We start from the raw sequence: 25981 nt of genomic DNA on the forward strand, positions 1-25981 counted from the left end.
TATAAAAACGCCTATCGGATGATCGCATCCGCCACTTCATGCAGCGCGGCCTTCACATCCGGCTCGTCGGTCAGCGGTTCGATCATCGCCGCGCGCACGGCCTGGCGAGCGGGAAGGCCGGTATCGATGAGGCTGGCGCAATAAACGAGCAGGCGGGTGGAAACGCCTTCTTCCAGATCGTGGCCCTTCAGGCCGCGCAGGCGGTGGGCAAGATCGACGAGCGGCTCCACATCGCGCGCATCCAGCCCGCTTTCATGCGAAACGACGGCGATTTCCTGCTCCTTGGGCAGAAAGTCGAATTCGATGGCGACGAAGCGCTGGCGGGTGCTGGGTTTCAGGCTCTTTAAAAGGTTCTGGTAGCCGGGGTTATAGGACACGACGAGCATGAAGCCGGAGGGCGCTTCCAGAACCTCGCCGGTGCGCTCCAGCGGCAGGATACGGCGGTCGTCGGTGAGCGGATGCAGCACGACGGCCACATCCTTGCGCGCTTCCACAATCTCATCGAGGTAACATATGCCGCCCTGGCGCACGGATCGCGTCAGCGGGCCGTCCATCCACACGGTTTCGCCGCCTTTCAGCAGGTAACGGCCGGTCAGGTCGGCGGCGGCGAGGTCGTCGTGGCATGAAACGGTGGAAAGCGGCAGGCCGAGTTTCGCCGCCATATGGCTGACGAAACGGGTCTTGCCGCAACCTGTCGGGCCTTTCAGCAGAAGCGGCAATTGCCGCACCCAGGCGCTTTCGAACAGCGTGCATTCATTGCCGAGCGGGGTGTAAAAAGGTGCGTCCGGCAAAGGCTGCGGCGCGGGGCGGAAAATCGTATTCATGGTCATCTCCATGGTTGATGGTAAGGGCCGGCTCTCCGGGGGAAAAGGAGAGCCGGTCCGTTTCTCATTCGGCGGGCTGCACGAGGCGGGCGACGTCACCCTGTTTCTGCTTGCCCGGCACCAGGACTGCCCAGATGAACATGATTGCCGAAATGAGAACTGCGAAACCGGAGCCGAGGCGGATCCAGTAGAAGATCGCCAGCTGGTCCTGCACATCCATGAAGCTTTCGCCCATGACGCGCTGAAGCTGGATCTGCACCACGCCGGCGAAGGTCAGCGCGAAGGTCATCACCGACATGGCCGTGCACATGACCCAGAAGCTCGTCATCGAAAGCCACTGGTTGTAGGGCGCGCGTTTCTTCATTTCCGGCACGGCATAGGCCATCATGGCGAGGTTCAGCATCACATAGGCGCCGAAGAAGGCGAGGTGGCCGTGGGCGGCAGTGAGCTGCGTGCCGTGGCTGTAATAGTTCACCGAAGACAGCGTGTGCAGGAAACCCCAGACGCCGGCGCCGAAGAAGGCCATGACCGAGCAGCCGATCGACCAGAGCAATGCCGCGCGGTTCTCATGCTTGCGGCCGGCCTTCCAGGTCATGACGAAGGTGAAGATGACCATGGTGAAGAAGGGGGCCACCTCCAGCGTCGAGAAGAGCGAGCCGATCCACTGCCAGTAACCCGGCGCGCCGATCCAGTAATAGTGGTGGCCGGTGCCGAGGATGCCTGAGAACAGGGCAAGGCCGACGATGACATAGAGCCATTTTTCCACCACCTCGCGGTCGATGCCGTTGAGCTTGATCATCAGGAAGGCGAGGATCGAGGCCATGATCAGTTCCCACACACCTTCCACCCACAGATGGATGACGTACCACCAGTACATCTTGTCGAGCGCGAGGTTCATGGGGTTATAGAAGGCGAAGAGGAAGAAGATCGCCAGACCCCAGAGACCGAAGAGCAGGATGTTGATAACCGTGGTCTTGCGGCCCTTCAACGCCGTCATGGTGATGTTGAACAGGAACATCAGCACAACGAGGACGATACCGACCTTGATGGCGAAGGGCTGTTCGAGGAATTCGCGGCCCTCGTGGATGCGGAACATATATCCGACCACGGCGACGGCGGCGGCCACCAGGAAGATCCAGAACTGCGCGATGGCGAGTTTGGGGCTGTAAAGCTCCGTTTCCGTTTCTTCCGGCAGAAGATAGAAGGTCGAGCCCATGAAGCCCATCAGCAGCCATACCACAAGGGCGTTGGTGTGGATCATGCGCACGATGTTGAAGGGCAGAAGCTCGGAAAGCGTATTGGGCAGCACGTAGATCGTCGCGGCGACGACGCCGAACAAGATCTGCGCCACGAACAGCCCGATTGCGCCGTAAAAATACAGCATGGCGACTTTTTGCGTCTGGTATTTCATCTCGTCATCTCCTTGCCGTCAACCTCAACCCGCATCGTTCGGCGGCCAGTTCTGCGTCTTGATCCGGCTCGTCCATTCGAGGAAATCGACGAGATCATCGAGTTCCTGTTCGGTGAGATTGAACTGCGGCATCTGGCGGCGGCCTGCGATGCCGGTGGGCTGGGCGGCCATCCAGGCCTTGATGGAATCGCGCGCCGTTTCCTTGTCTTCCACGCCGCCATAGCGCTTCCAGACATTGCCGAGTTCGGGCGCGAAATACGCGCCTTCGCCGAGCAGCGTGTGACAGTTGATGCAGGAATTTTTCTCCCACACATGCTTGCCGCGCGCGACGCTTTCGGTCAGCGTGCTTTCATCCGTCGAGGTGGTGCGCATGTAATAATGGCTATGGGCCGTCAGCCCGACGAATATGGCGAAGAAGAAGATGGAGCCGCCGTAAAAGACGTTTCGCGCTCCTGTTTTGGTCAGGCGTTCTGCCATGCCAATGGTCCTTTCCATCCGGAAGACCGCTTATGCGGACTGGCTTGATCGAACCCTCTTGCCGGGATTTGCCAGCAGGCTTCGGGTCTCACCCCCTTCTAGTCGTTGGCCGCCGGCGTTCTTTGCCATTTGGCAAACAAGTGGAGAGGTGGTGTGGTCCGCTTTTTCAGAGCGACAAAATGCCCTGCAGGAACGCCCGCAAAAGGGATGCGGCGGCAAAGATAGCCGGCCATGCCAGAAGTGCGCTGCGCAGCAGGCCACGCTCTTCGCGAAAGCCGAGAAAATCGTCGATGACGCGTCTGGATTTCAGGAGCGCGAAAAGCAGCATCAGGCAGGCGGCAGCGACCGGCGGCAGAAGCGCCGCTTTCCAAGATGTCACGACGGCCGTACCGGCGAGAACGAGAATGGCGAGTGCTGCAAAACTTCTTGCAAGCTGGCGGGAGGTGCGGTGGATCATGATGTCAAACCAGATAAATAACGGGGAAAATGACGATCCAGACGAGATCGATCACATGCCACAGCGTCGTCACCAGCGTGACGTTCTCGTTTTTCGGGAAGACTGCGACGAGAAACAGCAGCACGGCCACGAAGACGACATGTAGCAGGTGGAAGCCGGTGAGCAGGAAATAGAGCTCGAAGAAAGCGCCATAGGCTGGATCGGAGGCGAAGGCGATTTCGGTGGAGTATTCATAGAGTTTTACGCCGACGAAAGCGAAACCCAGCAGGCCGGCAAGCACAAGTGCCCGCCTTTTGCCCGGCAGCGCGGTGTGGCGGCTGGCCGCAACGGCCGCCTGCCAGCCGCTCGCCAGCAAAATCAGCGTATTGAGACCGGCAAGTTGCGGTTGCAGATGCTGACGCGCGGCAGTGAAGGCCTCGGGATTGAGGGCGAAGGCGATGATGAATGCGCCGGTCAGCGCGCCGAAAGCGGCAAGTTCGCTCCAGACCAGAATCCACAGGAGCAGGTTTCCGCTTTCCTCTTCCGTATTTATCGCCATGGTCTTGTCCGTAATTGTAAAACAGCAAGCCACGCTTAGGCGTCCTCAAACCCCGCTTCTTTGCGGTCGGTCAAAGAAGCGAGCGCGCAAAGTCCTATTGTCATGACAAAGCGCAACTCTGGAAAATGGAGCTTCCAATGAACGACGCACAGGTCGGGCTGATTGTCGCAACCCCCGTTATCATTGGCTTTGCGGTGCTGTTGTACCGTATGGGAGTGCTGCAGCGCATGGGCGCGGTTTCCGCCGTGCTTGCCTCCGTGGCCATTGCTTCGGTGCTGTTCCTGAACCAGTGAGAAGACAGTCGCATGCTTGAACTTGTCGCCGCTTTTTCGCTTTTCGTGGCGCTGCATTCCATTCCCGCCGTACCTGCCGTGCGCGGCCGGCTGATCGCGGCCATCGGCAGGCCCGCCTATTTCGGGACTTATTCCGTCGTCTCGCTTCTGACGCTGGGCTGGGTATTTTATGCCGCGCTGTCGGTCGATTATATTCCGCTCTGGGACGTCGCGCCCTGGCAGGCGCATGTCACGTTTCTCGCTGCCCCAATTGGCCTGTTTTTCGTGCTGGCAGGCCTCTTCAGCGTCAATCCGCTCTCCATTTCCGTCCGGCAGGGGCAGGAGCCCGGGGCAATCGTGCGCATCACGCGGCACCCGGTACTCGTCGGCTTTCTGTTCTGGTCGTTGGGGCATGTCGTTCCGAATGGCGATCTGCGCTCCGTCATCCTGTTCGGCGGCTTTGCACTGTTCTCGATGGGCGGAATGGCCATGACCGAAAAACGTGCGCGGAAAAGACTGGGTAATGCGTGGAACGTGGCGGCTGCCGGAAGCGCTACGATTCCCTTCGCGTCGGCTCTCACAGGCAAAACCCGCATCGCCGTCGATGGGCCGATGCTGCTTGCCGCAGCGCTGACGGGCTTGACGGTGTGGTGGCTGCTGGCCGGCGGCCATGCCATGCTTTTTGGCGCGGACCCCATGGCCTATCTCTGATCGCTTAGGGCGCCTTCACCATATGCGGCTGCCATATCGGCGCCTGTGGCGCGGAGGCGATGCCGAGCTGATCGATGGCGCGGGCGGCAAGCTGGTCGACAATATCGTCGACGCTTTGCGGCCTGTTGTAAAAGGCCGGCACCGGCGGCATGACGATGGCGCCAGCCTCCGTCACCGTGCACATGTTGCGCAGATGGATGAGATGCAGCGGCGTCTCGCGCGTCATCAGCACAAGTTTCCGGCGTTCCTTTAGATGCACATCGGCGGCGCGGGTAAGGAGATTGTCCGAAAGCCCGGTTGCAATGGCGGCAAGTGTGCGCATGGAGCAGGGGGCGACGATCATGCCGGCCGTCGGGAAAGAGCCGCTGGCAATCGCCGCGCCGATATCGTCGACGGCATGATTGACGCCGGCGAGCGAGAGCATCCGTCCCATGACTTGCGCCCCTTCCTCATGCAACACGGTGCGTCTGGCGGATTGCGAAAGGACGAGATGGATTTCGACGCTTTTCATCCCGGCAAGGCGCTCGATAATACGCAGGGCGATGCCGGCGCCCGAAGCGCCGGTGACGCCGACCACGACGCGGCACGCAGTCATGGCCGTTCTCCAAGGCCGAGATCGCGCCACATCAGATCCACTTTCGCGATCACGTCAGGCGTCATGGATAGCACGCGGCCCCATTCGCGCTCCGTCTCCGGCGGTAGCTTGCGGGTGGCGTCCAGTCCCATCTTGCCGCCGAGACCGGCTTTAGGAGAGGCGAAGTCGAGATAGTCGATTGGCGTATCGTCGATGATCGTCGTATCGCGCGAAGCATCGAAACGGGTGGAGAGCGCCCAGATGACATCCGCCCAGTTGCGCACATCAATGTCGGGATCGACCAGAATGATGAGCTTCACATAGCTGAGCTGCGGCAACATCGACCAGAGGCCCATCATCACTCGCTTTGCCTGTCCCGGGTAACGCTTGTCGATGGAGGCGACCATGACGCGGTAGGAACAGGCCTCCGGCGGCATCCACAGATCGACGATTTCCGCAAACTGCTTTTTCACGAGCGGCAGAAAAATCTCGAGCATGGCTTCGCCGAGAACCGAGGGTTCATCCGGTGGCCGGCCGGTATAGGTGGAAAGATAGATCGGATCGCGGCGCATTGTGATTGCCGACAGCGTCATGACCGGGAAGGATTCGACCGAATTATAATAGCCGGTATGGTCGCCATAGGGGCCTTCGGGTGCCGTTTCCGTTGCAGATACGGTGCCTTCCAGCACGATTTCGGCATTGGCGGGCACCGGCATCGGCACCGTCAATGCCTTTGCGATGCGGCTTTTCGAGCCGCGCAGCAGGCCGGAGAAGCCAAGCTCGCTGATATGGTCGGGAAGCGGCATCACGGCGGCGAGAATGGTGGCAGGATCGGCCCCAATGGCGACGGTAACAGGCATATCCAGCCCGCGCGCCCGCCACAACCGGTGGTGATGCGCGCCGCCGCGATGCGCCAGCCAGCGCATGATCACCCTGTCCGGCCCCAATAGCTGCATGCGGTAGATGCCGACATTGATATCGTCGGGATCGTCAGGCGAACGGGTGATGACCAGCGGCCAGGTGATGAGCGGGGCCGGCTCGCCCGGCCAGCACCATTGCACCGGCAGGCAGGCAAGATCGACCGCATCACCCGTCAGTACCTTTTCCTGCACCGGCGTGCGCGAGACGTTGCGTGGCCGCATGGAAAGTGCGGCTTTCAGCAAAGGCAGCTTACCCCATGCCTCGGCTATGGATTTCGGCGGCTGCGGCTCGCGCAGTTCGGCGAGCTTTTGTCCAAGTGCAGGCAGGCCGCCGGTCTCCAGCCCCAACCCCCATTCGATGCGCTGCCGCGTGCCGAACAGATTGGCAAGCAGCGGCATGTCCCGCACCTTGCCCTCATGGTCGACAGGTCGCTCGAACAGCAGCGCGGGTCCGCCATCTGCGAGCACGCGGCGGTGGATTTCGGTGATCTCGTGCACCAGCGAAACCGGCTGGCGAATTCGCCGCAGCTGCCCACGTTCTTCCAGCAGCCGGATGAAACTGCGCAGATCGGCGATGCGGATGGGTCTCGTTTCTGTTGCTTCGTCTCTCATGCCGCCTGTTTGCAGGCGCCAGTGCGGCATGTCCTTGCGCTGCCGCAAATGCGGCTCAGTGAGAACGAAGATAGTCGGCGAGAACCAGGGCGTGGTTGTGTTCGGTATCGTGGGCGGCATAAAGCAGCGTGACCCGGCCCTTTGCCATCAGCTCCTTCATGTGCGCCACGGCATCGGGATTGGCGGAAAGCTCTTCATGATAATGCCGGGTGAATTCCTCAAAGCGAGACGGCATATGGGAGAAGTTCTTGCGCAATTCGTTGCTGGGAGCGATTTCCTTCATCCATAGGGAAAGCTTTGCGTTTTCCTTGCTCATGCCGCGCGGCCACAGCCTGTCCACCAGAATGCGCGCGCCGTCATCGTCGCTGGCGGGTTCGTAAATCCGTTTGACCCTTAAATCGGACACGGGCGGCCTCCTTCGCTTGGCAAGTGAATGATTTATAGCGGCTTTTGTGAGGGCGCACCCGAAAATTTCCCTGTCTTTGCGTTCGCTCAAACCGCCACCCGTGCGCTGCGGTTAGGTTGCCGCCCGCAACTGAGCCGACAGGACCTTTCATGAGACCTTTTCCCGCCGTCATCGCCCGCCCCATGAATTTTCTGCCCATTGCCGTGGTGCAGCGAGCGACGGCGGCGATGCTGGCGCAGATCATGAAGCGGCATCCGGATATGTTCGTCCGGCTCGGTGAACATCGTGGCAAGCGCTACGCCTTTCTGCCCGTCGATCTCCCCTTTGCCTTCACGGTCGAGCCGGCAGGTCCCGCCATCACCGTCAGCCGTAAGGCCCGCTTGCCGAAGGCGGATGCGACGGTCGAGGGACCGCTTTTCATGCTGCTTGCGCTGATGGAGGGGCGGCAGGATGCCGATGCGTTGTTCTTCGCGCGCGATCTCGGCGTCACCGGCGATATGGAGGCGATGCTGGCGCTGCGCAATGCGCTCGATGATAGCGGCATCGATCTGCCGCGCGATCTCGGTGCATTTGCCGGACCTTTCGCGCCGATGGTAACGGGCCTTGCGAACCGCCTGCGCGGCCATGTTCTATCCGAAACGCGGGGAGGTGAGGCATGGAACTGATCTGTCCTGCGGGAACGCCCGCCGCCTTTCGCGAGGCCGTGGATGCCGGGGCCGACGCCGTCTATTGCGGGTTTCGCGATGAAACCAATGCCCGCAATTTCCCCGGCCTCAATTTTTCCCGCGAGGAACTCGCCGAGGCCATCGTTTACGCGAAAAAGCGCGGTGTCCAGACCTTCGTGGCGCTCAATACCTTCATGCGCGCCGGGCATGAGGATATCTGGTATCGCGGTGCGGCCGATGCCGTGAAGGCGGGAGCGGACGCGCTTATCCTTGCCGATTTCGGCCTGATGGCGCATGTGGCGGAACATCATCCGCAGCAGCGGATCCACGTCTCCGTGCAGGCCTCCGCCTCCAATGCGGACGCGGTGAATTTCCTCGTCGATGCCTTCGGCGCGAAACGCGTGGTTTTGCCGCGCACCCTGACTATCCCCGACATCGCCCGGCTGGCGCGGCAAATCCGCTGCGAGATCGAAATCTTCGTGTTCGGCGGTCTCTGCGTCATGGCGGAGGGGCGCTGCTCGCTATCCTCCTACGCCACAGGCAAGTCACCCAACATGAACGGCGTCTGCTCACCGGCAAGCCACGTCCGCTACCGGCAGGATGGGCAGGAGCTGGTGTCGGAACTTGGCGATTATACCATCAACCGTTTTCCGGCCGGCGAGGCGGCGGGTTACCCAACGCTGTGCAAGGGCCGTTTCGAGATTGCCGATGACAGGTCCTATGCCTTCGAGGATCCGGTGTCGCTTGATGTGATGGACCAGATCGATGCCTTGCGCGAGGCGGGCGTCAGCGCACTTAAGATCGAGGGCCGCCAGCGCGGCAAGGCCTATGTGGCGGAAGTGGTTTCCACCCTGCACCGGGCGCTTGCCGCCGGTGCTGAGGAGCGCGGCAGGCTGCTTTCCCGCCTCCGGCTCCTGAGCGAAGGCCAGCGCACCACCTTCGGTGCTTATGAGAAACGCTGGAGATGACGGCGATGGCAAAACCCGCAAAAGCCACATTGGCGCTCGGCCCGGTTCTCTATCTCTGGCAGAGCGAGAAATGGCGCGATTTCTATTTCCGCATCGCCGATGAAGCGCCCGTCAGCCATGTCTATCTCGGTGAAACCGTCTGCTCCAAACGGTTTCATTTCACCGAGCCGCATCTGGCCGACGTGATCGAGCGGCTGGAGAGTGCGGGAAAACAAGTGATCCTCTCGACGCTTTCGCTGGTGACGCTGGAGCGGGAAAGCCGCCACCTGCGCGGCCTGATCGCTGATAGTCCCTATCCGGTCGAGGCGAACGATCTTTCTGCTCTCGGCATGCTGCACGGCACGCCGCATGTCGTCGGGCCGATGGTGAATGTCTATAATGCCGCGACCGCGCGGTTGCTGTCGTCTCGCGGCGCGAGCGCCATATGCCTGCCGCCGGAACTGCCGATGACCTCGGTGGAGCGCATCGTGGCGGAGACGCCTGATGTGGACTTCGAAATCTTCGCCTTCGGCCGCCTGCCGCTCGCCATTTCGGCGCGTTGCGCCCATGCCCGCGCCAAGGGCAATATCAAGGATAATTGCCAGTTCGTCTGCGGCGACGATCCGGATGGATTGCCGGTACGCACGCTCGACCGGCAGTCGTTTCTGGCGCTGAACGGCGTGCAGACGGTGTCGCACACCTGCCAGTCGCTGCTTGGCGAATTGCAGGATCTGGCCGCCGCCGGCATTTCCCGCTTCCGGCTGTCGCCGCAGGACTGCGACATGGTTGCGGTGGCGCAAATCCATGACGATATTCTGGCCGGCAGGCGGGAGGCGGAGGACGGTCTTGCACGTCTCGGGCAAATCTATCCGGACGTGCCCTTTTCCAATGGTTTTCACCACGGGCAGGAAGGGGCGGTCTGGATCGCCCGCGCCCGCAACACGGCGCATGGGGTGAATGCATGACGACGAACGGGCAAAGTGAGCAAATGCTGCCCGCAGCGGCGCCGGGCGGAGCGGATATCGCGGCGGCAATCCATCTGGTGCGCGATATTGTCTTGCAGAGCGCGCTTGATTGCGGCTGCCGCGACAGGGTGCACGAGGCGCTGCGCGAACTCGAGGATTTCGAGCGCCGGCGCAATATCGTCAAGCTTCTGGCCGCCGCCCGCGAGGAGCGTCGCAAGATCGCGCTCCTGACCGAGATGCTCTGCGATTTTGCCGAAGACGACACGGTGGATCAAGGCGTGGTTGAAACCGCAAGCCTGATGTTTCTCGATATCGCCGCCGCCGCTCAGGAGGGCTCGCGGCTCCTGCGGGACGCGCTCTCACTCAAGAAGGGCGAATAATCCCTGTTTTCGGCCCTGTTTGATCCTGCGCAAAGAGCGGGCGCTTGCAAAATGTCATTTCCGGGTTGGTGACGCGCCGGGACCGGAAGACAGGTCTGAGCGGGCGTCACGCGCATCAGGGCGCTTCCGGCGCGAAAGGATCAGGACCATGGCCCATCTCACCCGTCGTCAGGCTCTTTCTGCCCTTTCGGGATTGACGGTCGCGACACTTGCCGCACCGCATGTTGCGAAGGCGGAAACGCCGCTCACCTTTTATGGCCCTCCGGCTGCGCCCTCCGCCGTGCTGGCCCATGCGGTAAAGGGCGGGTTCCTGAAGGATGTCGCACCCGGGGCCGTCTTCAAAGCCTGGAAAACGCCGGATGAAATGCGCGCCGCCGTCGCCTCCGGCTCCATGGGGGCGGTGGTGATGCCGAGCTACGGCGTCGCCAATCTCCACAATCGCGGTCTCGGCCTCGGGCTGTTGAACGTGCTGACCACGGGTCTGCTCTATATCGTTTCGAAAGACGAGACGCTGAACTCCCTGCAAAGCCTTTCCGGCAAGACCCTCGCTTTGCCGTTCAAGAACGACATGCCCGATCTCGTGCTGCGCCGCCTTGTTGCCGAAAACGGCCTCAAGCCCGGCGACATCAAGCTGGAATATGCCGCTTCGCCGCCGGAAGCCGTGCAATTGCTGCTGACGGGACGGGTGGATGCCGCCCTGCTGAGCGAGCCGGCCGCGACCGCCGTGCTCATCAAGGCGAAGTCGTTTTTCATGACCGTCCATCGCACCATCGATATCCAGCGGGAATGGGCGAAGGTGGCCGGCAAGGCTGAAATTCCACAGGCCGGCCTCGCCTTGACATCGCCGGTCCAGCAAAAACTCGGCAGGGCCGGCATCGAGGCTTTGCAGAACGCCATGGAGACGGCGCTCGCCAGCGCCGTAGCCGATCCGAAGATGGCGGCCGATGCGGCCGCCGATGCCTTGGGTTTCCCGCCGGAAATCATCGCCGCCTCCTTTCCGACAAGTCATCTGTGCGCCCTGAAGGCGAGCGCTGCGCGCGCCGATCTCGAGGCGTTTTACGATGAGCTTGCCAGGGCCGACCCGGCAATCATCGGCGGCCGGCGGCCGGATGACGGGTTTTATCTGGTGTAGCAGGCATGAACCGCATTCTCGAAAGTCTTGGCTGGATGGGTCGCTATCTGTGGGCGGGCTGGGCCGGGCTTTCAGGCATTTTCTGTTTTCTCGCCGCCTGGCAGGCCGGGCATGAGATTTATGGCTCCTTCATCCTGCCTTCGCCGGGGGAGACCTTCGCGGCAATGGGGCTTCTGGCGGCGCGGCCGGATTTCTTCGCCATCCTGTCGCAGAGCGTCGTCAGGGCCCTGACCGGCTTTGCCATCGCCGCCGGCATCGGCACGGTGGCGGGCGTGCTGGCGGGTTATTCCTTCGCGGCCATGCGGTTGATGAAGCCTGTCGTTACCGTTCTGCTCGGCGTGCCGCCCATCGGCTGGATCGTCCTTGCGCTCATCTGGTTCGGCTCGTCGGGGGGCACGGCTGTCATGACCGTCATCATCGCCTCAGCTCCCGTGTCTTTCGCCGGTGCGCTGGAAGGTGTCGCCAAGCGGGACCGTCAGCTGGAGGTGATGGCGCAGGCCTTCGGTGCTCCATGGATTTACCGGCTGCGCACCGTAACCATGCCGCATGTGCTCTCCTACCTCTTCCCGGCCTGGACGACGACGGCGGGAAGCGCGTGGAAAGTAACCGTCATGGCCGAGCTCCTTTCGAATTCCGGCGGCATTGGCGGCGAACTGGCCACCGCACGCGCGCTGTTCGACATCGCACAGGTCAGCGCCTGGCTCACCATCACCCTCGCGCTGGCGCTGCTGACCGATTACGGCCTGCTGCATCTGCTGCGCGAGGCGCTGGAACGCTGGCGCGCCGCCGGGTTGCCATGGGGTGTCAAACGATGAGCGACCGTTCCATCCTGCGTTTCGAACATGTCGGCCATGCCTTTCTCGGCCGCAGCCTGTTCGAGAATTTCGATCTCGGCATAGCGCCCGGGGAAACCGTGGCGCTGCTCGGCCCCTCCGGCAGCGGCAAGACGACGATTTTGCAGATCGCGGCTGGTATCATCGATCCTGTTCGCGGCCGCGTGCACCGCCATTATCGCCGGCAGGGGCTGGTGTTTCAGGAGCCGAGGCTGCTGCCGTGGATGACGCTTATCGACAACATCGCCTACGGCCTTGCGGCGGCCGGCATGCCGAAACGGGAACGGCGCGAAAGGGCGGGCCGTTTTGCGCTGGAGGTCGGTCTGGAGGCGGCGGATTTCGGCAAATATCCGGTGGAACTCTCCGGCGGCATGCGCCAGCGCGCCGGCGTGGCGCGGGCGCTCGCCGTGGAACCGGACATGCTGTTTCTGGATGAGCCCTTCAGCGCCGTCGATGTCGGCCTGCGCCGTCATTTGCAGGAGCTTCTGGTGAGCGCCGCCCGCCGGCGCGGTTTTTCTACCCTTCTCGTCACCCATGATCTTCATGAGGCGTTGCTGGTGGCCGACAGGCTGATCGTGCTCTCCGGCGTCGATGGCCGTGTCATTGCCGGGCATAAGCCCGCAGGTTCGCCGGGCCGGCGCATGGCGCGTGCGGTTTTCGACGAAGCGGAACGCCTGTCCGGGAGCCCGGCCTTCGCCGAACTGTTTTCGGCAAAGGAGCGGGTGCGATGAGGCAGCCCCCCATCCTTTCCGAAGCCCTGCGGCTGTTTTTCCCTCTGGCCGCCCTGCATGGCGCAGGCTGGCCCTTCCTGTGGATCGTCATCGGTGGTTATGCCCTGCCTTTCGCCGATGCAGTGCCTGCATCGCAATGGCACGCCCATGAAATGATCTTCGGCACGTATGGCATGGCGCTTGCCGGTTTCCTTGGCTCGGCGGTGCCGGAATGGACGAATACGAAGCCGGCGCAGGGACGAACGTTGCTTCATCTCGCCGGTCTCTGGCTGCCGGGCCGCCTTATCGGCTTTCTCGGGATGGAGGCATGGAACCTGTTTGCAGGTTTTTTCGATCTCGCCTTTCTGCTCGCGCTCTGCGTTCTCATCGGCAGGGCGATGCTGGCGCGGCGCACGGCGAAGCACCTGGCATTCCTTATCTGGCTTCTTCTGTTTACGGCGGCTGAAGCGGGTGTGCGTTATGCCTGGTGGAGCGGCGATCTCGAACTTGCATCCCGCTTTCTGGAAGCGGCGCTGTGCATTTTCACCGTGCTGTTTTCACTTTCCGCCGCACGTATCAATGTGGTCGTCATCAATCTGGCGCTCGATCCGGGTGGCGAGACCACGCCTTACCGGCCGCATCCCGGCCGCCAGCATATGGCAGGCGCCATGGTGACGCTTTACATGGCGGCGAAACTTTTCTTTCCGCAGAGCGATGTCTGCGTCTGGCTTTCGCTCGCGGCCGGCGCCGCCTTTTTCGACCGACTGGCCGAATGGTTCATCGGGCGTGCCGTCTTCAAGACCGAGGTGCTGTTGCTTGGCCTCGGCAACGCCTTTGCAGGCGCGGGTTTTCTGGCGCTCGGCGCGACACGGCTCGGTTTTCCCGTCACGCCCGCCGCAGGGCTGCATCTGCTGTCGGTCGGGGCGTTGGGATGCGCCGTCATGGCCGTTTTCATCATTGCCGGGCTGCGGCACACGGGCCGCAATCTGACGCATCTGCCATGGCAGGCGCATGCGGCCGCCCTTCTGATGGTGATGGCCGGTCTGGTCCGCATCCTGCCGGAATTCGATTTTGCCGCGACATTATCGCCCTATCACCATGGCCTCAGCGCCGCTTTGTGGGCGGCGAGCTTCGGGGTCTGGTTGCAGGGCTTTCTGCCTTTCATGCGCGCGCCTGGCATCGATGAGGCGGGGGCATGCGGATGATGGAGACCTTGTCCAGCCGCGACGACATCACTGTTCCGACGAGTTTGTTTATTTTTTCGGCAAAAGCACAATGTGAAATCAGTGGCTTAGAGGAGGGATATTGATGAATGTTAGTTTTGATAAATAATCAATAAAATCAAATGGTTGAACATATTTTCTTTTTGGTCGATTATCACTCCAACCGAATAGGGAAACGCGAATATGCCTAAAATAGTCGCGCCTCAACACGCAGATGAAAAGCCGAGCCGGACGAAGGAACTTGTGACCTTCGCCGTTCTGGCCTTCGGAATCTGGCCCATTCTGGCGGTCGGATTTGTCGGAGCCTATGGCTTTATCGTCTGGATGTTCCAGATCATTTACGGCCCGCCGGGGCCGCCCGGCCATTGAGGGCGAGATGATGATGGAAGTCTCTCTCAGCCGGCGCGATTTTTTGCGCGGCGGGCAAAAAAATAGACCACGCATCTGTCCCCCCGGGGTCGCGTTGAGCGACCTCGCCGCGTGCAGCGGTTGCGCAAAATGCGTCGAGGCCTGTCCCACCGGCATAATCGCCATGGCGGACGGTTTGCCTTCCGTGGATTTCTCCGCCGGGGAATGCACCTTTTGCGGCAAATGTGCGGAGGCCTGTCCCGAGCCTGTCTTTGCCGCCCCCGCGGCGCAGCGCTTCGGTCATGTCATGGCGATCGGTGAGGGGTGTCTCGCCTTCGGCAATATCGATTGTCAGGCCTGCCGCGATGCCTGTCCGACCGAGGCCATCCGGTTTCGGCCCCGCCGTGGCGGCCCCTTCGTTCCGGAACTGCTGGAAGATGCCTGCACCGGTTGCGGGGCCTGCGTGTCCGTCTGTCCCGCCAGTGTGATCGAGATCAAAGAGAGAGCCACGGAGATGCAATATGCCTGAAAATACAGGCCGGTATCATGTTTCAAGCGCCGTGGTGGCGGTGATGCCGCAGATGCGGGACGCCGTGCTGGCAACGCTTTTAACGCTCGACAATGTCGAGGTCCACGGCGAGGGCAACGGCAAGATCGTCATCGTCATAGACGGCACGAGCACCGGCATGCTGGGCGATACGCTCACTTATATTTCGACACTCGACGGTGTGATTGCCGCCAACATGGTTTTCGAACACGTCGACACAGAGGAGACAAGCGGCGATGAGCAGCGAACTGACGCGGCGTGATCTATTGAAGGCCCATGCCGCCGGCATTGCGGCGGCAACGGCGGGCATTGCGCTGCCGGCCGTCGCCCAGCCGGTGCCGGGTGGTGTTTCCGCATTGCAGATCAAGTGGTCCAAGGCGCCCTGTCGTTTCTGCGGCACGGGCTGCGGTGTCATGGTCGGCGTCAAGGAAGGCAAGGTCGTCGCCACCCATGGCGACATGCAGGCGGAGGTCAATCGCGGCCTCAACTGCATCAAGGGCTATTTCCTCTCCAAGATCATGTATGGCAAGGACCGCCTGCAAACCCCGCTTCTGCGCAAAAAAGGCGGTGTCTACGCCAAGGACGGCGAGTTCGAGCCGGTGAGCTGGGATGAGGCCTTCGACGTGATGGCGCAGCAGTGCAAGCGGGTGCTGAGGGAGAAGGGACCGACCGCCGTCGGCATGTTCGGCTCCGGCCAGTGGACGATCTTCGAGGGCTATGCGGCGACCAAGCTGATGCGCGCCGGCTTCCGCTCCAACAATCTCGATCCCAATGCTCGCCACTGCATGGCGTCCGCCGCTTACGCCTTCATGCGCACCTTCGGCATGGACGAGCCGATGGGCTGTTACGATGATTTCGAACATGCCGATGCCTTCGTGCTCTGGGGTTCGAATATGGCGGAGATGCATCCCATTCTGTGGACGCGCATTGCCGACCGGCGTCTGGGCTTCGACCATGTGAAGGTGGCGGTGCTTTCGACCTTCACCCATCGCAGCATGGACCTTGCCGATATTCCGATGGTCTTCAAGCCGGGCACGGATCTCGTCATCCTCAATTATATCGCCAACCACATCATCAAGACCGGGCGCGTCAACGAAGACTTCGTGAAGAACCACACGAAATTCGTGCGCGGTGTCACCGATATCGGTTATGGCCTGCGGCCCGACAATCCGGCGGAGATGAATGCCGCCAATTCCGCCGATCCGACCAAGACCGAAGCGATCGATTTCGAGACCTTCAAGGAATTCGTCTCCGAATATACGCTGGAAAAGACCGCCGCCATGACCGGCGTGGAGGCCGGTTTCCTGGAGGAGCTGGCCGAGCTTTATGCGGACCCGAACCGCAAGGTCATGTCGCTGTGGACCATGGGGTTCAACCAGCATGTGCGCGGCGTCTGGGCCAACCAGATGGTCTACAACATCCATCTTTTGACCGGAAAGATTTCCGAGCCGGGCAATAGCCCGTTCTCGCTCACCGGCCAGCCATCGGCCTGCGGCACGGCGCGCGAGGTGGGCACCTTCGCCCATCGCCTGCCGGCCGACATGACGGTGACCAACCCGGAACACCGCAAACATGCCGAGGAAATCTGGCGCATCCCGCACGGCATCATCCCGGAAAAGCCGGGTTATCACGCCGTGCAGCAGGACCGCATGCTGCATGACGGCAAGCTGAATTTCTACTGGGTGCAGGTCAATAATAACGTCCAAGCCGGTCCCAACACCAAGAACGAGACCTATCAGGGCTATCGCAACCCGGAAAATTTCATCGTTGTTTCGGATGCCTATCCGACCATCACGGCCATGAGCGCCGACCTCATCCTGCCCGCCGCCATGTGGGTGGAGAAGGAGGGGGCCTATGGCAATGCCGAGCGGCGCACCCATGTCTGGCACCAGCTTGTCGAGGCCTCGGGCGAGGCGCGTTCCGACCTCTGGCAGCTGGTGGAGTTCTCCAAGCGCTTCACCACGGATGAGGTGTGGCCGGCGGAGATACTGGACGCCAATCCCGCCTATCGCGGCAAGACGCTGTACGAGGTGCTCTTCAAGGACAGCGATGTCGGCAAGTTCCCGCTGAGCGAGATCAACGGCGAATACGAGAATCAGGAAGCAAAACACTTCGGTTTCTATCTGCAAAAGGGTCTCTTCGAGGAATATGCCGCTTTCGGGCGCGGCCACGGCCATGATCTGGCGCCTTACGATGCCTATCACGAGGTGCGTGGCATGCGCTGGCCGGTGGTGGATGGCAAGGAAACGCTGTGGCGTTACCGCGAAGGTTACGACCCCTATGTCAAACCGGGCGAGGGCGTGAAGTTCTACGGCAACAAGGACGGCAAGGCGGTCATCATCGCCGTGCCCTACGAGCCGCCGGCGGAATCCCCGGATGCGGAATTCGATACCTGGCTGGTGACGGGCCGTGTGCTGGAGCACTGGCATTCCGGCTCCATGACCATGCGTGTGCCAGAACTCTACAAGGCTTTCCCGGGCGCCCGCTGTTTCATGAATGCCGACGATGCGCGCAAGCGAGGGCTCAATCAGGGCGCGGAAATCCGCATCGTTTCGCGCCGTGGCGAAATACGCTCCCGCGTGGAAACGCGCGGCCGCAACCGCATGCCGCCCGGCGTCATCTTCGTTCCCTGGTTCGATGCCAGCCAGCTCATCAACAAGGTGACGCTCGACGCAACCGATCCCATCTCCAAGCAGACGGATTTCAAGAAATGCGCAGTCAAGATAGAGCCGGTCGCATGATCAGGAAACACGGATGGATGATCGCCGCTTTCGTTGTTGCGACGGTGGCGACGGGGGCCGTTGCGCAGATGGTGCCGGAATTGTCCGGCCCGCGCGGTGACGCCATGCAGACCGAGCCCGCCAAACCCCTGCCGAAATGGGTGATCGACGATTTCAGGCGCATGCGAGCCTATCCCGAACAACCGCCGGTCATCCCGCATTCGATCGACGGTTACCAGCTTTCGGTCAACGCCAACCGCTGTCTCTCCTGTCACAAGCGCGAATTCACGCAGGATTCCGGCGCGCCGATGATCAGCGTCACCCATTACATGACGCGCGAAGGCCAGATGCTGGCGGATGTTTCGCCACGCCGTTATTTCTGCACGGCCTGCCATGTGCCGCAGGCCGACACACGGCCGCTCGTGCCCAACACGTTTCAGGACATGAGCGAGATGGGCGTCAAACCGGCGGGTAGCGAATGATGATCGCCCGTGTGAAAAAACTTCTCGTCTGGCTCTGGGCGGTTCTGACGACACCGGCCGGCACCCTCAGCCTTGCCTTCCTCACGCTCGGCGGTTTCGTCGGCGGGGTCATGTTCTGGGGCGCCTTCAACACCGCGCTCGAAATGACCAACAAGGAAGCCTTCTGCATTTCCTGCCACGAGATGCGCGCCAATGTTTATGAGGAACTGACGCGGACGGTGCATTTTTCCAACCGTTCCGGCGTGCGCGCCTCTTGTCCGGATTGCCATGTGCCGCATGAATGGACGGACAAGATCGCCCGCAAGATGCAGGCCTCGAAGGAGGTCTGGGGCAAGATTTTCGGCACCATCGATACGCGCAAGAAGTTCCTCGACAAGCGGCTGGAGCTTGCCCAGCACGAATGGTCGCGCCTGAAGGCCAATGACAGTCTGGAATGCCGCAACTGCCATTCCTCCGCCGCGATGGACTTTACCAAACAGACGCAGCGTGCCGCGGATATCCATTCCAAATATCTGCTGACGGGCAAGGCTACCTGCATCGATTGCCATAAAGGCATCGCCCATGAATTGCCCAATATGGAAGGCATAGACCCCGGCTGGAAAATGCCGCCGGCACTCAACGACCAGCCGGGGCCGACGGCCTCTGCCGTCGACGACCTGCGGCGTGCGATGACGGATGCGCACCGGAACGTGTTCTGACTATTGCGGAGACGGGGCCTTTGTCGGGCCGCAATCAGGCCCGGCCGGCTTCTTCGATGAAGCGGCGCACCAGCGGCAGATGCCGCCTTTCGGCAAGGCAGATCGCATATTCGTCGATGAGTTCACTGGCGTCGCGCAGCGACACGAAGGAAAGGCGCGCATCATGGCCGAATTCCAGATCGGCCACCACGCCGCATCCGACCCCGTTGGCGATGGCCTCGCGCACGCCCTCGCGGGAGGAAATCTCGATTACCGGCTGGATGGAAATGCCGTGATCGGCAAGGTTCTTTTCGAAGATTTCGCGGGTGCGGGATCCCCGCTCGCGCATGACGAAGGATAAGCCTTCCAGTTCGGCCATGAAGACACCCTCACGTTCCGCTAGCGGGTGGGTGGTGGGCACGCACAGGCCAAGCCGCATGCTAAGAAATTTGACGCCATAAAGACGCGGATCGTCCGGTTCGCGGGCGGTGATGGCGACGTCGGCGCGGTAGTCGATGATCTGCTCCACCACCCGCGCTGAATTGTCGACCGAAAGGGAGAAGGTGAGCTGCGGCCGCTCGGCCTTCAGTCGCGAAAGGATCGGCAGCGGCAGGACGGGACCGTCCGCGGCGACCCGCAAATGTCCGCCCGCAAAACCCGTATCGCCGCGCAGGAAGGCCTTGGCCTCGTTCTCCGCCTGAAACAGGCGCGCGGTAATTTCGAATAGGCGTTCGCCCTGCGGGCTGAGGCTCACCCCGCGCGGTTTTCGTTCCAGAAGGTTGACGCCGCTGATGGCTTCCAGCTCCCGCACATGGGCCGAAAGGGTCGATTGGCTGATCGCCATGTCCCGCGCGGCCTGAGAAAAGCCACCCGATTGCGCGACGATGTGGAAGGCCTTCAGCTGCGTGGTCGACATGGGATCCTGTTCTGCCGCCGGCCGACATGAAAGGCGCCGGTGCGATTGGACTATCGGCGAAAATGCTGACAATTCCATGACGTTAGCGGGACAACTTCATTAACCTCGCGACAAAACCGATGGGCGACATCGGAAATCGCTATGGCGCGTTTACGATTTGTTAGGAATTCGTCATCGGGGCGTTAGTCCCGGCCTCTAATCGTGCCGCCCATGGCCCCTTCGGCCACCCCGTTTCACGTTAAAAAGGCCAAAGAGATGACGACCACCCAAAACTCGATCGCCAATCCCATCGAAACCTCTTCCGACTGGCTGCTGACCATTCCACGCCTGTCGCAAAATCAGAGCATTCTCGTTTCGCCGAACGGTACCGGCATGGCGACCTCCTACAGCCTCGTCTACGACGTTTATTTCCCGAAAAACGGTTCCACCGGCTGGATGCCCCTGCTGCAGACCGACCTTACCAACCTCAGCGACGGCGATATTTTCGGCAAGGCAAGCGGTGACAGCTATGGCCTCGGCATCAGCAGCGATTATCGCGGCACGGCCAAGCTGGACGCCTGGAACCGTATCGGTCTGACCATTGAAACGGACGCAAGCGGCGCGGTTTCGATGAAGAAGTACATTAACGGCGAATTTATCGCCGACCAGAAGATTGCCGCATCCAGCGCTGGCCGCTTCGCCATCGACATGTCCAAGGGCTTCCTGATCCTCTCCGATGAGGACGGCGAGACCTCGCCCGGCTATCTCAGCAATTTCCTGTTCCTCAAACAGGTTCTGACAAGCGAGGAAATGTCCTATCTCGGCGAGGCCAAGGCCTCCGGCATTTTGCCGGTCGAGATGAAGCCCGAGGCCGAAAAGGTCGGTGTCCTCGAAGTCGGTTTTGCCCAGGGTTCGGCCGCGCCGGTCATGGGTTCCGGCAAAGTTACCGGCAGCGGCACAACACTTGAATTCAAGACTCCGGCCCAGGCCGGCATTCTCGCCATCGGTGAAAAACCCGCCGTCGATCCGGTCGCTGTCGTCAAGACCTCCGCCATCAAGGACATGATGGTGACGCCGGATGCGGCCAATGCGACGATTGACCTGTCGAAGCATTTCTCCGGTGAAAAGCTCACCTTCACCGTCCAGAACAGCAAGAACGAGACGGTCAGCGCGGTGCTGAAGGACGGCAACAAGCTGGTGCTCGATTTTGCGGCTCTCGGCCATTCCGATATCCGCGTGACGGCCACCGACAGCGCCGGCAAGAGCATCACGGATGATTTCCGCGTGCGCGTCGCCGGTCCGAACGCCTATACCATTGCCGTCTTCCCCGACACGCAGGACTATACCTCCAATGACGGCATCAAGCACCTGTTCGGCCAGATGACGCAATGGCTGGTCGACAATCGCGATAGCCACAAAATCGTCTTCATGAGCCATGTCGGTGATATCACCCAGAATAATAGACCCACCGAATGGGACATAGCCGAACCGGCGCTGCGCAAGCTCGACGGCAAGGTGCCTTACGCGCTGCTGCCCGGCAACCACGATCAGGCGAATGGCGGAACCGCCGCCGACCATAGCTCGGTCGAACTGGACCGGCGCTTCTCCGCGGAAAAGCAGGCCGCAACCAACCCCGGTGTCTTCGGCGGCGCCTACGATCAGGAACAGGCTGCTGCGCGCAACACCTACAGCACCTTTACCGCGCCTGACGGCACCAAATGGCTGTCGATCTCGCTCGAATTCGGCCCGCGCGACGACGTGATCCGCTGGGCGGGCGATGTCATCGAGAAATTCCCCGATCACCGCGTCATGCTCGCCACCCATTCGCTGACGAGCTATGCGACGCGTCAGGACAATCTGGCCCTGCCGCTTTACGACGAAGGCGCGGGTTACGACTATGGCATGCGCACCGATCAGCGCGGCGCGAATGACGGCGAATATGTCGCCCGTGCTTTGCTTGCACGTTACCCCAACATCGTCATGACCTTCTCCGGTCATATTTTCGGCGACGGCGCGGAAACGGACATCACCTATAACCAGTATGGCGAGCCCGTCTTCCAGTTCCTGGTCAACTACCAGAACGGCGTATCGAAGGAGATCACCGGCAACGGCGTCGAATCCCGCGGCAATAATGGCGGCAACGGCGCGATGCGCCTGATCACCATCGATCCGGACAATAACCGCATCACCACCGAAACCTATTTCACCGCCTTCGACGATTATCTCGACGGTTACCGCACCAAGCCGGAACTCGACCGCGATGGTCTCACCGGTTATTATCGCGGCCATCAGGAAGTGTTCGAGAATGTCTACGTCGGCAAGGGCAAGGCGCGCGCCATGGCCGAAGCCGGGGATGATATCGTCGCCGATGCCGCCGCCGGCGCGTCTTCCGCCAGTGTAGCCCTGTCCGGCGCGAAATCCCTGCGGGCAGGCGAGATTCAAAGCTTCGTCTGGACCGACAAGAATGGCGATATCGTTGCCGAAGGCAAGGAAGCAGTGGCCGATCTTGCTCTCGGCAAGCACAAGCTGACGCTGACCGCCACGGATGTGAACGGTATCAAGACCAGCGATAAGATCGATGTTCTGGTGCGCGGCGACCGCACCCTGCTCATTGAAAACTTCAACGATGGCAAGGCCGAGGGCTGGGCCACCGATTTCGGCGCTGCCGATGGCAATACCGGCCGCTTCCTGCTGAAGGGCACGGTGTTTTCCCGTCCGACAGCGACCGCCGGTCTTGCCGCCCCCGAGGCAGCACTTTTCGACCAGAGCGATGCTACCGGCAACAAGCTCGTTTATATCGGCGCTCAGTCGGCGACATGGAGCGACTACGTATTCGAGGCGACGCTGACGCAGCTCGATAACGATGCGATGGGCGTCTACTTCTACTATAAGGACGCGAACAACTATTACCGCTTCGCCATGGACGGCGAAACGAACCGCCGCCAGCTCGTCAAGCTCGCCGACGGCAAAGCGACCCTGCTTGCCGAGGTCAACGAAGGCACGCCTTACAATATGGAGCTTCCGCTGACCGTTGCTGTGGTCGGCGGCGCCATCAACGTCTTCCTCGGCGACAAGAACGTCTTCGGCGGCCCTGTCACGGATGCGAACGCTCCGCTTTCCGGCGGCACTGTCGGCGTCTATTCCAGCGGCCAGCGGGCGTCGGTCTTTGACGATATCGTCGTCACCAGGGCCGTCACGACCGCGAAAGCGGGCATCGACCAGAGAGCCTATGACATCGATGGCGATGGCAAGGCGTCCGTCACGCTCGACGCATCGGGTTCTTTCGGATCCGAGCAACTGACCGGCTTTGTCTGGACGGACCTCAAGGGCAATGTCGTCGCAACCGGCAAGAAGGTTGATGTCGCTCTCGATACGGGCGTTAACAAGCTGCTGCTTAAGGTTACGGCTGCCAATGGTTCCGTCTCGACGGATCGCATCGACGTCACGGTCGTGGACCGGACGAAAATCCTCGTCGCCGAGGATTTTTCGTCGGCCGAGGCGATGGCTCGCTTCAAGATCGTCGATGAGGGCGAATTCGGCGGTATCGGAGCGGATGGCAAGACCTCCGAATGGCTGATCTCCAACGGCAAGCTGCTCCAGACGACGGAACTTGCAAGTCGTGAACTGACCTGGACCGGTGCAACCGCTCCCGACTATTACAAGCGCGGATGGAGCCCGATGGGCGACGGCGTCAACGTGCTGCGTCTCGGCACCTACGCCCTGTTCAACGATCCGGCGGCGCTTGCATGGACGGATTACGCCATCGAGGCGACGTTCCAGACACCGGACAAGGACGGCCTCGGTTTCCTGTTCCGCTACAAGGACAGCAAAAACTACTACAAGCTGGAACTGGATGCCGACGGCATTCTCGACCGTAAACCCGGCAATGGCGCCGGCAGCATCTTCAACCTCGTGCGTATGAAGAACGGCATCGAGGAAATTCTGGCCCAGGTTCCAGGCAAATACGAGCCGGGTCAGGCGATGAAGCTTCGCGCCGAAATCGTCGGCGACAAGATCACCGCCTTCCTCAATGACGAGGCGCTGTTTGCCTATCCGATCGGTGACCGGGGATTCGATGCAGGCACCTTCGGCCTTTATTCCTGGGGCAATGCCGGCCTGACCTTCGATAATCTCACCGTTGTCGATCTTAAATCCGGTCTCGACGCAGGCAATACCCTGACCGGCACGGCCGGCCACGACATGCTCGTCGGCACGGCAGCCGCCGAGACTATCCTCGGCCACGGCGGCAATGACGAGCTTCAGGGTTTCGGCGGCAACGACCGTCTGGATGGCGGCGAGGGTGACGATGCGCTCTCGGGCGGTACGGGCAATGACGCGTTGTCCGGCGGCGCCGGCAATGACGAACTGTGGGGCGATGCCGGCAACGACATGATCTCCGGCGGCCTCGGCGACGATTTCATCGAGGGCGGCAAGGGCAATGACCTCTTGATCGGGGGCGATGGTTCGGACAGATATCGTTATGGACGCGGCGACGGTTCCGACGAGATCCTGGAAACCGCCTCGGCCTCCGGCGCGGTTGACCGGCTCTCGCTGCACGATATCGCCCGAAGCGAAGCGGTGCTGCGCAAATACGGCCAGTCCGTGGAAATCGAGCTGGCGGATGGCGAGAAGCTGACTTTGCGCAATCAGCTCGCCGATGGCGGCATCGAAAGGCTGTCTTTCGCAGATGGCAAGGTTTTGAACCGCGACGACATCGTCAAGGCTCTCGTCAATCGCGGCCCGGCGGCAGCGAATGACCGGCTGGCGGCGGTGAACGAGGACGCGCCGTCCTTCGTCATCTCCTTCGCCACCCTGCTCGGCAACGACCGCGACGCCGATCTCGACGGCCTGACGGTCACCGGCGTCTCGGGGTCGGTCGGCGGCACGGCGGTGCTGGAGGAAAACGGCATCCGCTTTACGCTTTCGGCCGATTTTAACGGCGAGGCGAGCTTCCGCTACAGCATCGCCGATGGCCGCGGCGGCTCCAGCGAAGCGACGGCCGCCTTCACGGTCAAGCCGGTCAATGATGCGCCCGTGGTCGCGTCGGTCGCTGTCGTCACGGATGAGGACAAGGCCGTCAGCGGCAAGCTCGTCGCCACCGATATAGACGGCGACAGGCTCACTTTTGCCCTGAAGGGCGATGCCATCAACGGCGCCGCCCGGATCGATGCGGAAACCGGCGAGTGGACCTATACGCCCAATGAGAATGTCAACGGAATCGGCAGCTTCACCGTCGTCGTTTCCGACGGCAAGGGCGGGGTGACGGAGAGCATCGTCACCGTCACCATCAAGCCGGTCAACGACGCGCCGGTCGCGGTTGCCGACACGGTCGCCGTGGGCGAGAAGGATCGCGGCGTCTTCGATCTCGTGGCCAATGACACCGATGTCGAAGGTGACCGCCTGACTCTGGTCGGCGTTACGGTGACGGCCGTGGCCGGTCTTGCCCTGACGAAGGAGCAGGCGGCGGCAGCCTTCTCCGTGGTGGACGGCAAGCTCGTGGTCGATCCCTCTTCCGCCTTTGCTAAGCTGGAAGATTATGAGCAGGCAACCGTCTCGCTCACTTATACCGTGCGCGACGCCAATGGCGGTGAATCGACGGGCGCCACCACCGTCACCGTGGATGGTTATACCGAATATAACATTGTCGAAGGCGGCGATGGCGATGACGTACTGATCGCAACCGGCGGCAAGGATATGATCGAAGGCGGCGCCGGCGATGACAGGCTGTCTGCCGGCGGCGGTAATGACATGGTGGATGCCGGCGACGGCAATGACCGGGTTATCGCCGGCGACGGCCACGACGATGTCTATGGCGGCGAAGGCAATGACGTGCTGATGGGCGGTGCAGGTATCGACGTGCTTTACGGCGGCGGCGGCAATGACGAGCTGAGCGGCGGGTCCGGCAACGACGTGCTGGCCGGCGGCTCGGGCAACGATGTGCTGACCGGCGGCAGCGGCGCGGATACCTTCGTCTTTACGGCCGGCACCGGTCGGGATGTGATGACGGACTTCCAGGGCGGGGCAGACGGCAAGGATGTCGTCATGCTCTCCAAGGATGTCTTCGCCGACTATCAGTCGCTGATCGCCTCCGGCGCCTTCACCGACGGTGAAAACGGCGCGCAGATCGCCTTCAAGGACGGCTCGACCGTCACCTTCGATGGCGTGAAGACCGAGCAGTTCGTCATCGACGACTTCCGCTTCGCCTGAACCATGAAGGCGCATCCTCCGGGATGCGCCTTTTTCTCGTTCGCGGGT

26 protein-coding genes are annotated in these 25981 nt (G+C 61.6%); 17 read left to right on the forward strand and 9 right to left on the reverse strand.

The features are described from left to right. Positions 1–11: 11 nt before the first annotated feature. The 5 genes from ACQZ5N_RS14800 to ACQZ5N_RS14820 all read right to left on the reverse strand — a co-directional run bounded on the left by ACQZ5N_RS14800 (position 12) and on the right by ACQZ5N_RS14820 (position 3707). A complete protein-coding gene (locus ACQZ5N_RS14800) occupies positions 12–824 on the reverse strand; it encodes a CbbQ/NirQ/NorQ/GpvN family protein (protein ID WP_174058660.1) in 813 nt (270 codons plus the stop codon). 64 nt (positions 825–888) lie between these two features. Continuing rightward, entirely contained in the window at positions 889–2235 is a 1347-nt protein-coding gene (locus tag ACQZ5N_RS14805) for a nitric-oxide reductase large subunit (protein ID WP_020811069.1), read from the reverse strand. Positions 2236–2259: 24 nt separating this feature from the next. After that, the gene (locus ACQZ5N_RS14810; RefSeq protein ID WP_035263673.1) at positions 2260–2712 is read right to left on the reverse strand and encodes a c-type cytochrome; all 453 of its coding nucleotides are present in this window, start codon (positions 2710–2712) and stop codon (positions 2260–2262) included. 166 nt (positions 2713–2878) lie between these two features. Further along, positions 2879–3169 carry a hypothetical protein gene (locus ACQZ5N_RS14815; RefSeq protein ID WP_448733317.1) on the reverse strand — a complete coding sequence of 97 codons (291 nt, stop codon included), beginning with the start codon at positions 3167–3169 and terminating at the stop codon, positions 2879–2881. A gap of 4 nt (positions 3170–3173) precedes the next feature. Beyond that, positions 3174–3707 (reverse strand): cytochrome c oxidase subunit 3, encoded by a 534-nt coding sequence (locus ACQZ5N_RS14820; RefSeq protein WP_338808718.1) that lies wholly within the window; start codon positions 3705–3707, stop codon positions 3174–3176. 137 nt (positions 3708–3844) lie between these two features. Between ACQZ5N_RS14820 and ACQZ5N_RS14825 the strand changes: the two genes are divergently transcribed. Next, positions 3845–4000 (forward strand): hypothetical protein, encoded by a 156-nt coding sequence (locus ACQZ5N_RS14825; protein WP_003504656.1) that lies wholly within the window; start codon positions 3845–3847, stop codon positions 3998–4000. 12 nt (positions 4001–4012) lie between these two features. Continuing rightward, positions 4013–4690 carry an NnrU family protein gene (locus ACQZ5N_RS14830; RefSeq protein WP_448733318.1) on the forward strand — a complete coding sequence of 226 codons (678 nt, stop codon included), beginning with the start codon at positions 4013–4015 and terminating at the stop codon, positions 4688–4690. A gap of 4 nt (positions 4691–4694) precedes the next feature. Here the strand turns inward: ACQZ5N_RS14830 and ACQZ5N_RS14835 are convergent, their stop codons facing one another. The 3 genes from ACQZ5N_RS14835 to ACQZ5N_RS14845 are packed head-to-tail and all read right to left on the reverse strand — an operon-like array spanning position 4695 to position 7202. After that, the gene (locus tag ACQZ5N_RS14835) at positions 4695–5285 is read right to left on the reverse strand and encodes a UbiX family flavin prenyltransferase (RefSeq protein ID WP_448733319.1); all 591 of its coding nucleotides are present in this window, start codon (positions 5283–5285) and stop codon (positions 4695–4697) included. Beyond that, on the reverse strand, positions 5282–6796 hold the full coding sequence (locus ACQZ5N_RS14840; RefSeq protein WP_448733320.1) for a UbiD family decarboxylase: 1515 nt from the start codon (positions 6794–6796) through the stop codon (positions 5282–5284). Before ACQZ5N_RS14840 ends, ACQZ5N_RS14835 begins: the two co-directional genes overlap by 4 nt. Before the next feature lie 55 nt (positions 6797–6851). Then, the gene (locus ACQZ5N_RS14845) at positions 6852–7202 is read right to left on the reverse strand and encodes a DUF488 domain-containing protein (RefSeq protein WP_003520958.1); all 351 of its coding nucleotides are present in this window, start codon (positions 7200–7202) and stop codon (positions 6852–6854) included. Between the two features lie 149 nt (positions 7203–7351). Here ACQZ5N_RS14845 and ubiT point away from each other — a divergent pair, with 149 nt between their 5' ends. The 14 genes from ubiT (at position 7352) to ACQZ5N_RS14915 (ending at position 18852) form a co-directional block, all read left to right on the forward strand. Then, the gene (gene ubiT, locus ACQZ5N_RS14850) at positions 7352–7867 is read left to right on the forward strand and encodes a ubiquinone anaerobic biosynthesis accessory factor UbiT (RefSeq protein WP_448733321.1); all 516 of its coding nucleotides are present in this window, start codon (positions 7352–7354) and stop codon (positions 7865–7867) included. Further along, positions 7858–8835, forward strand: coding sequence for a ubiquinone anaerobic biosynthesis protein UbiU (ubiU, locus tag ACQZ5N_RS14855; protein WP_448733322.1), 978 nt, complete (start codon positions 7858–7860; stop codon positions 8833–8835). Before ubiT ends, ubiU begins: the two co-directional genes overlap by 10 nt. 5 nt (positions 8836–8840) lie before the next feature. After that, positions 8841–9779, forward strand: a complete 939-nt coding sequence (ubiV, locus tag ACQZ5N_RS14860) for a ubiquinone anaerobic biosynthesis protein UbiV (protein ID WP_448733323.1) — start codon at positions 8841–8843, stop codon at positions 9777–9779. A 23-nt stretch (positions 9780–9802) separates the two neighbouring features. Next, positions 9803–10159 (forward strand): hypothetical protein, encoded by a 357-nt coding sequence (locus ACQZ5N_RS14865; protein WP_448733324.1) that lies wholly within the window; start codon positions 9803–9805, stop codon positions 10157–10159. Between the two features lie 148 nt (positions 10160–10307). Further along, a complete protein-coding gene (locus tag ACQZ5N_RS14870) occupies positions 10308–11291 on the forward strand; it encodes an ABC transporter substrate-binding protein (protein WP_448733325.1) in 984 nt (327 codons plus the stop codon). A 5-nt stretch (positions 11292–11296) separates the two neighbouring features. Beyond that, positions 11297–12106 (forward strand): ABC transporter permease, encoded by an 810-nt coding sequence (locus ACQZ5N_RS14875; RefSeq protein WP_448733326.1) that lies wholly within the window; start codon positions 11297–11299, stop codon positions 12104–12106. Next, entirely contained in the window at positions 12103–12855 is a 753-nt protein-coding gene (locus ACQZ5N_RS14880; RefSeq protein WP_448733327.1) for an ATP-binding cassette domain-containing protein, read from the forward strand. Before ACQZ5N_RS14875 ends, ACQZ5N_RS14880 begins: the two co-directional genes overlap by 4 nt. After that, positions 12852–14039: an NnrS family protein gene (locus ACQZ5N_RS14885; RefSeq protein WP_448733328.1), complete on the forward strand. Its 1188-nt coding sequence runs from the start codon at positions 12852–12854 to the stop codon at positions 14037–14039. Before ACQZ5N_RS14880 ends, ACQZ5N_RS14885 begins: the two co-directional genes overlap by 4 nt. 201 nt (positions 14040–14240) lie before the next feature. Beyond that, positions 14241–14426 carry a periplasmic nitrate reductase, NapE protein gene (gene napE / locus ACQZ5N_RS14890; protein ID WP_031234042.1) on the forward strand — a complete coding sequence of 62 codons (186 nt, stop codon included), beginning with the start codon at positions 14241–14243 and terminating at the stop codon, positions 14424–14426. 7 nt (positions 14427–14433) lie between these two features. Beyond that, the gene (locus ACQZ5N_RS14895) at positions 14434–14934 is read left to right on the forward strand and encodes a ferredoxin-type protein NapF (protein WP_448733329.1); all 501 of its coding nucleotides are present in this window, start codon (positions 14434–14436) and stop codon (positions 14932–14934) included. Then, positions 14927–15214 (forward strand): chaperone NapD, encoded by a 288-nt coding sequence (locus ACQZ5N_RS14900; protein ID WP_060724395.1) that lies wholly within the window; start codon positions 14927–14929, stop codon positions 15212–15214. The genes ACQZ5N_RS14895 and ACQZ5N_RS14900 overlap by 8 nt, the downstream gene beginning before the upstream one ends. Beyond that, entirely contained in the window at positions 15189–17693 is a 2505-nt protein-coding gene (gene napA / locus ACQZ5N_RS14905; RefSeq protein ID WP_448733330.1) for a periplasmic nitrate reductase subunit alpha, read from the forward strand. Before ACQZ5N_RS14900 ends, napA begins: the two co-directional genes overlap by 26 nt. Then, positions 17663–18154, forward strand: coding sequence for a nitrate reductase cytochrome c-type subunit (locus ACQZ5N_RS14910; RefSeq protein ID WP_065655264.1), 492 nt, complete (start codon positions 17663–17665; stop codon positions 18152–18154). The genes napA and ACQZ5N_RS14910 overlap by 31 nt, the downstream gene beginning before the upstream one ends. Positions 18155–18156: 2 nt before the next feature. Continuing rightward, positions 18157–18852 carry a cytochrome c3 family protein gene (locus ACQZ5N_RS14915; protein ID WP_448733355.1) on the forward strand — a complete coding sequence of 232 codons (696 nt, stop codon included), beginning with the start codon at positions 18157–18159 and terminating at the stop codon, positions 18850–18852. Positions 18853–18886: 34 nt separating this feature from the next. On the opposite strand, the gene ACQZ5N_RS14920 is transcribed toward ACQZ5N_RS14915, so the two are convergent. Next, entirely contained in the window at positions 18887–19747 is an 861-nt protein-coding gene (locus ACQZ5N_RS14920; RefSeq protein ID WP_448733331.1) for a LysR substrate-binding domain-containing protein, read from the reverse strand. A gap of 255 nt (positions 19748–20002) precedes the next feature. Between ACQZ5N_RS14920 and ACQZ5N_RS14925 the strand changes: the two genes are divergently transcribed. Beyond that, complete coding sequence (locus ACQZ5N_RS14925) at positions 20003–25933, forward strand: Ig-like domain-containing protein (RefSeq protein ID WP_448733332.1); 5931 nt, start codon at positions 20003–20005, stop codon at positions 25931–25933. The last annotated feature ends 48 nt before the right edge of the window (positions 25934–25981 follow it).

Source organism: Agrobacterium sp. 22-221-1, assembly GCF_053522445.1.

What these genes read in the sequence shown, in the direction of transcription:
- ACQZ5N_RS14895 (WP_448733329.1), top strand. Translation starts at nt 14,434, where the DNA reads ATGATGATGGAAGTCTCTCTCAGCCGGCGCGATTTTTTGCGCGGCGGG.
- ACQZ5N_RS14920 (WP_448733331.1), bottom strand. Translation starts at nt 19,747, where the DNA reads ATGTCGACCACGCAGCTGAAGGCCTTCCACATCGTCGCGCAATCGGGT.
- ACQZ5N_RS14910 (WP_065655264.1), top strand. Translation starts at nt 17,663, where the DNA reads ATGCGCAGTCAAGATAGAGCCGGTCGCATGATCAGGAAACACGGATGG.
- ACQZ5N_RS14870 (WP_448733325.1), top strand. Translation starts at nt 10,308, where the DNA reads ATGGCCCATCTCACCCGTCGTCAGGCTCTTTCTGCCCTTTCGGGATTG.
- napE (WP_031234042.1), top strand. Translation starts at nt 14,241, where the DNA reads ATGCCTAAAATAGTCGCGCCTCAACACGCAGATGAAAAGCCGAGCCGG.
- ACQZ5N_RS14800 (WP_174058660.1), bottom strand. Translation starts at nt 824, where the DNA reads ATGAATACGATTTTCCGCCCCGCGCCGCAGCCTTTGCCGGACGCACCT.
- ACQZ5N_RS14830 (WP_448733318.1), top strand. Translation starts at nt 4,013, where the DNA reads ATGCTTGAACTTGTCGCCGCTTTTTCGCTTTTCGTGGCGCTGCATTCC.
- ubiT (WP_448733321.1), top strand. Translation starts at nt 7,352, where the DNA reads ATGAGACCTTTTCCCGCCGTCATCGCCCGCCCCATGAATTTTCTGCCC.
- ACQZ5N_RS14880 (WP_448733327.1), top strand. Translation starts at nt 12,103, where the DNA reads ATGAGCGACCGTTCCATCCTGCGTTTCGAACATGTCGGCCATGCCTTT.
- ACQZ5N_RS14840 (WP_448733320.1), bottom strand. Translation starts at nt 6,796, where the DNA reads ATGAGAGACGAAGCAACAGAAACGAGACCCATCCGCATCGCCGATCTG.
- ubiV (WP_448733323.1), top strand. Translation starts at nt 8,841, where the DNA reads ATGGCAAAACCCGCAAAAGCCACATTGGCGCTCGGCCCGGTTCTCTAT.
- ACQZ5N_RS14815 (WP_448733317.1), bottom strand. Translation starts at nt 3,169, where the DNA reads ATGATCCACCGCACCTCCCGCCAGCTTGCAAGAAGTTTTGCAGCACTC.
- ACQZ5N_RS14810 (WP_035263673.1), bottom strand. Translation starts at nt 2,712, where the DNA reads ATGGCAGAACGCCTGACCAAAACAGGAGCGCGAAACGTCTTTTACGGC.
- ACQZ5N_RS14885 (WP_448733328.1), top strand. Translation starts at nt 12,852, where the DNA reads ATGAGGCAGCCCCCCATCCTTTCCGAAGCCCTGCGGCTGTTTTTCCCT.
- ACQZ5N_RS14875 (WP_448733326.1), top strand. Translation starts at nt 11,297, where the DNA reads ATGAACCGCATTCTCGAAAGTCTTGGCTGGATGGGTCGCTATCTGTGG.
- ACQZ5N_RS14925 (WP_448733332.1), top strand. Translation starts at nt 20,003, where the DNA reads ATGACGACCACCCAAAACTCGATCGCCAATCCCATCGAAACCTCTTCC.
- ACQZ5N_RS14825 (WP_003504656.1), top strand. Translation starts at nt 3,845, where the DNA reads ATGAACGACGCACAGGTCGGGCTGATTGTCGCAACCCCCGTTATCATT.
- napA (WP_448733330.1), top strand. Translation starts at nt 15,189, where the DNA reads ATGAGCAGCGAACTGACGCGGCGTGATCTATTGAAGGCCCATGCCGCC.
- ACQZ5N_RS14865 (WP_448733324.1), top strand. Translation starts at nt 9,803, where the DNA reads ATGCTGCCCGCAGCGGCGCCGGGCGGAGCGGATATCGCGGCGGCAATC.
- ubiU (WP_448733322.1), top strand. Translation starts at nt 7,858, where the DNA reads ATGGAACTGATCTGTCCTGCGGGAACGCCCGCCGCCTTTCGCGAGGCC.
- ACQZ5N_RS14835 (WP_448733319.1), bottom strand. Translation starts at nt 5,285, where the DNA reads ATGACTGCGTGCCGCGTCGTGGTCGGCGTCACCGGCGCTTCGGGCGCC.
- ACQZ5N_RS14900 (WP_060724395.1), top strand. Translation starts at nt 14,927, where the DNA reads ATGCCTGAAAATACAGGCCGGTATCATGTTTCAAGCGCCGTGGTGGCG.
- ACQZ5N_RS14805 (WP_020811069.1), bottom strand. Translation starts at nt 2,235, where the DNA reads ATGAAATACCAGACGCAAAAAGTCGCCATGCTGTATTTTTACGGCGCA.
- ACQZ5N_RS14820 (WP_338808718.1), bottom strand. Translation starts at nt 3,707, where the DNA reads ATGGCGATAAATACGGAAGAGGAAAGCGGAAACCTGCTCCTGTGGATT.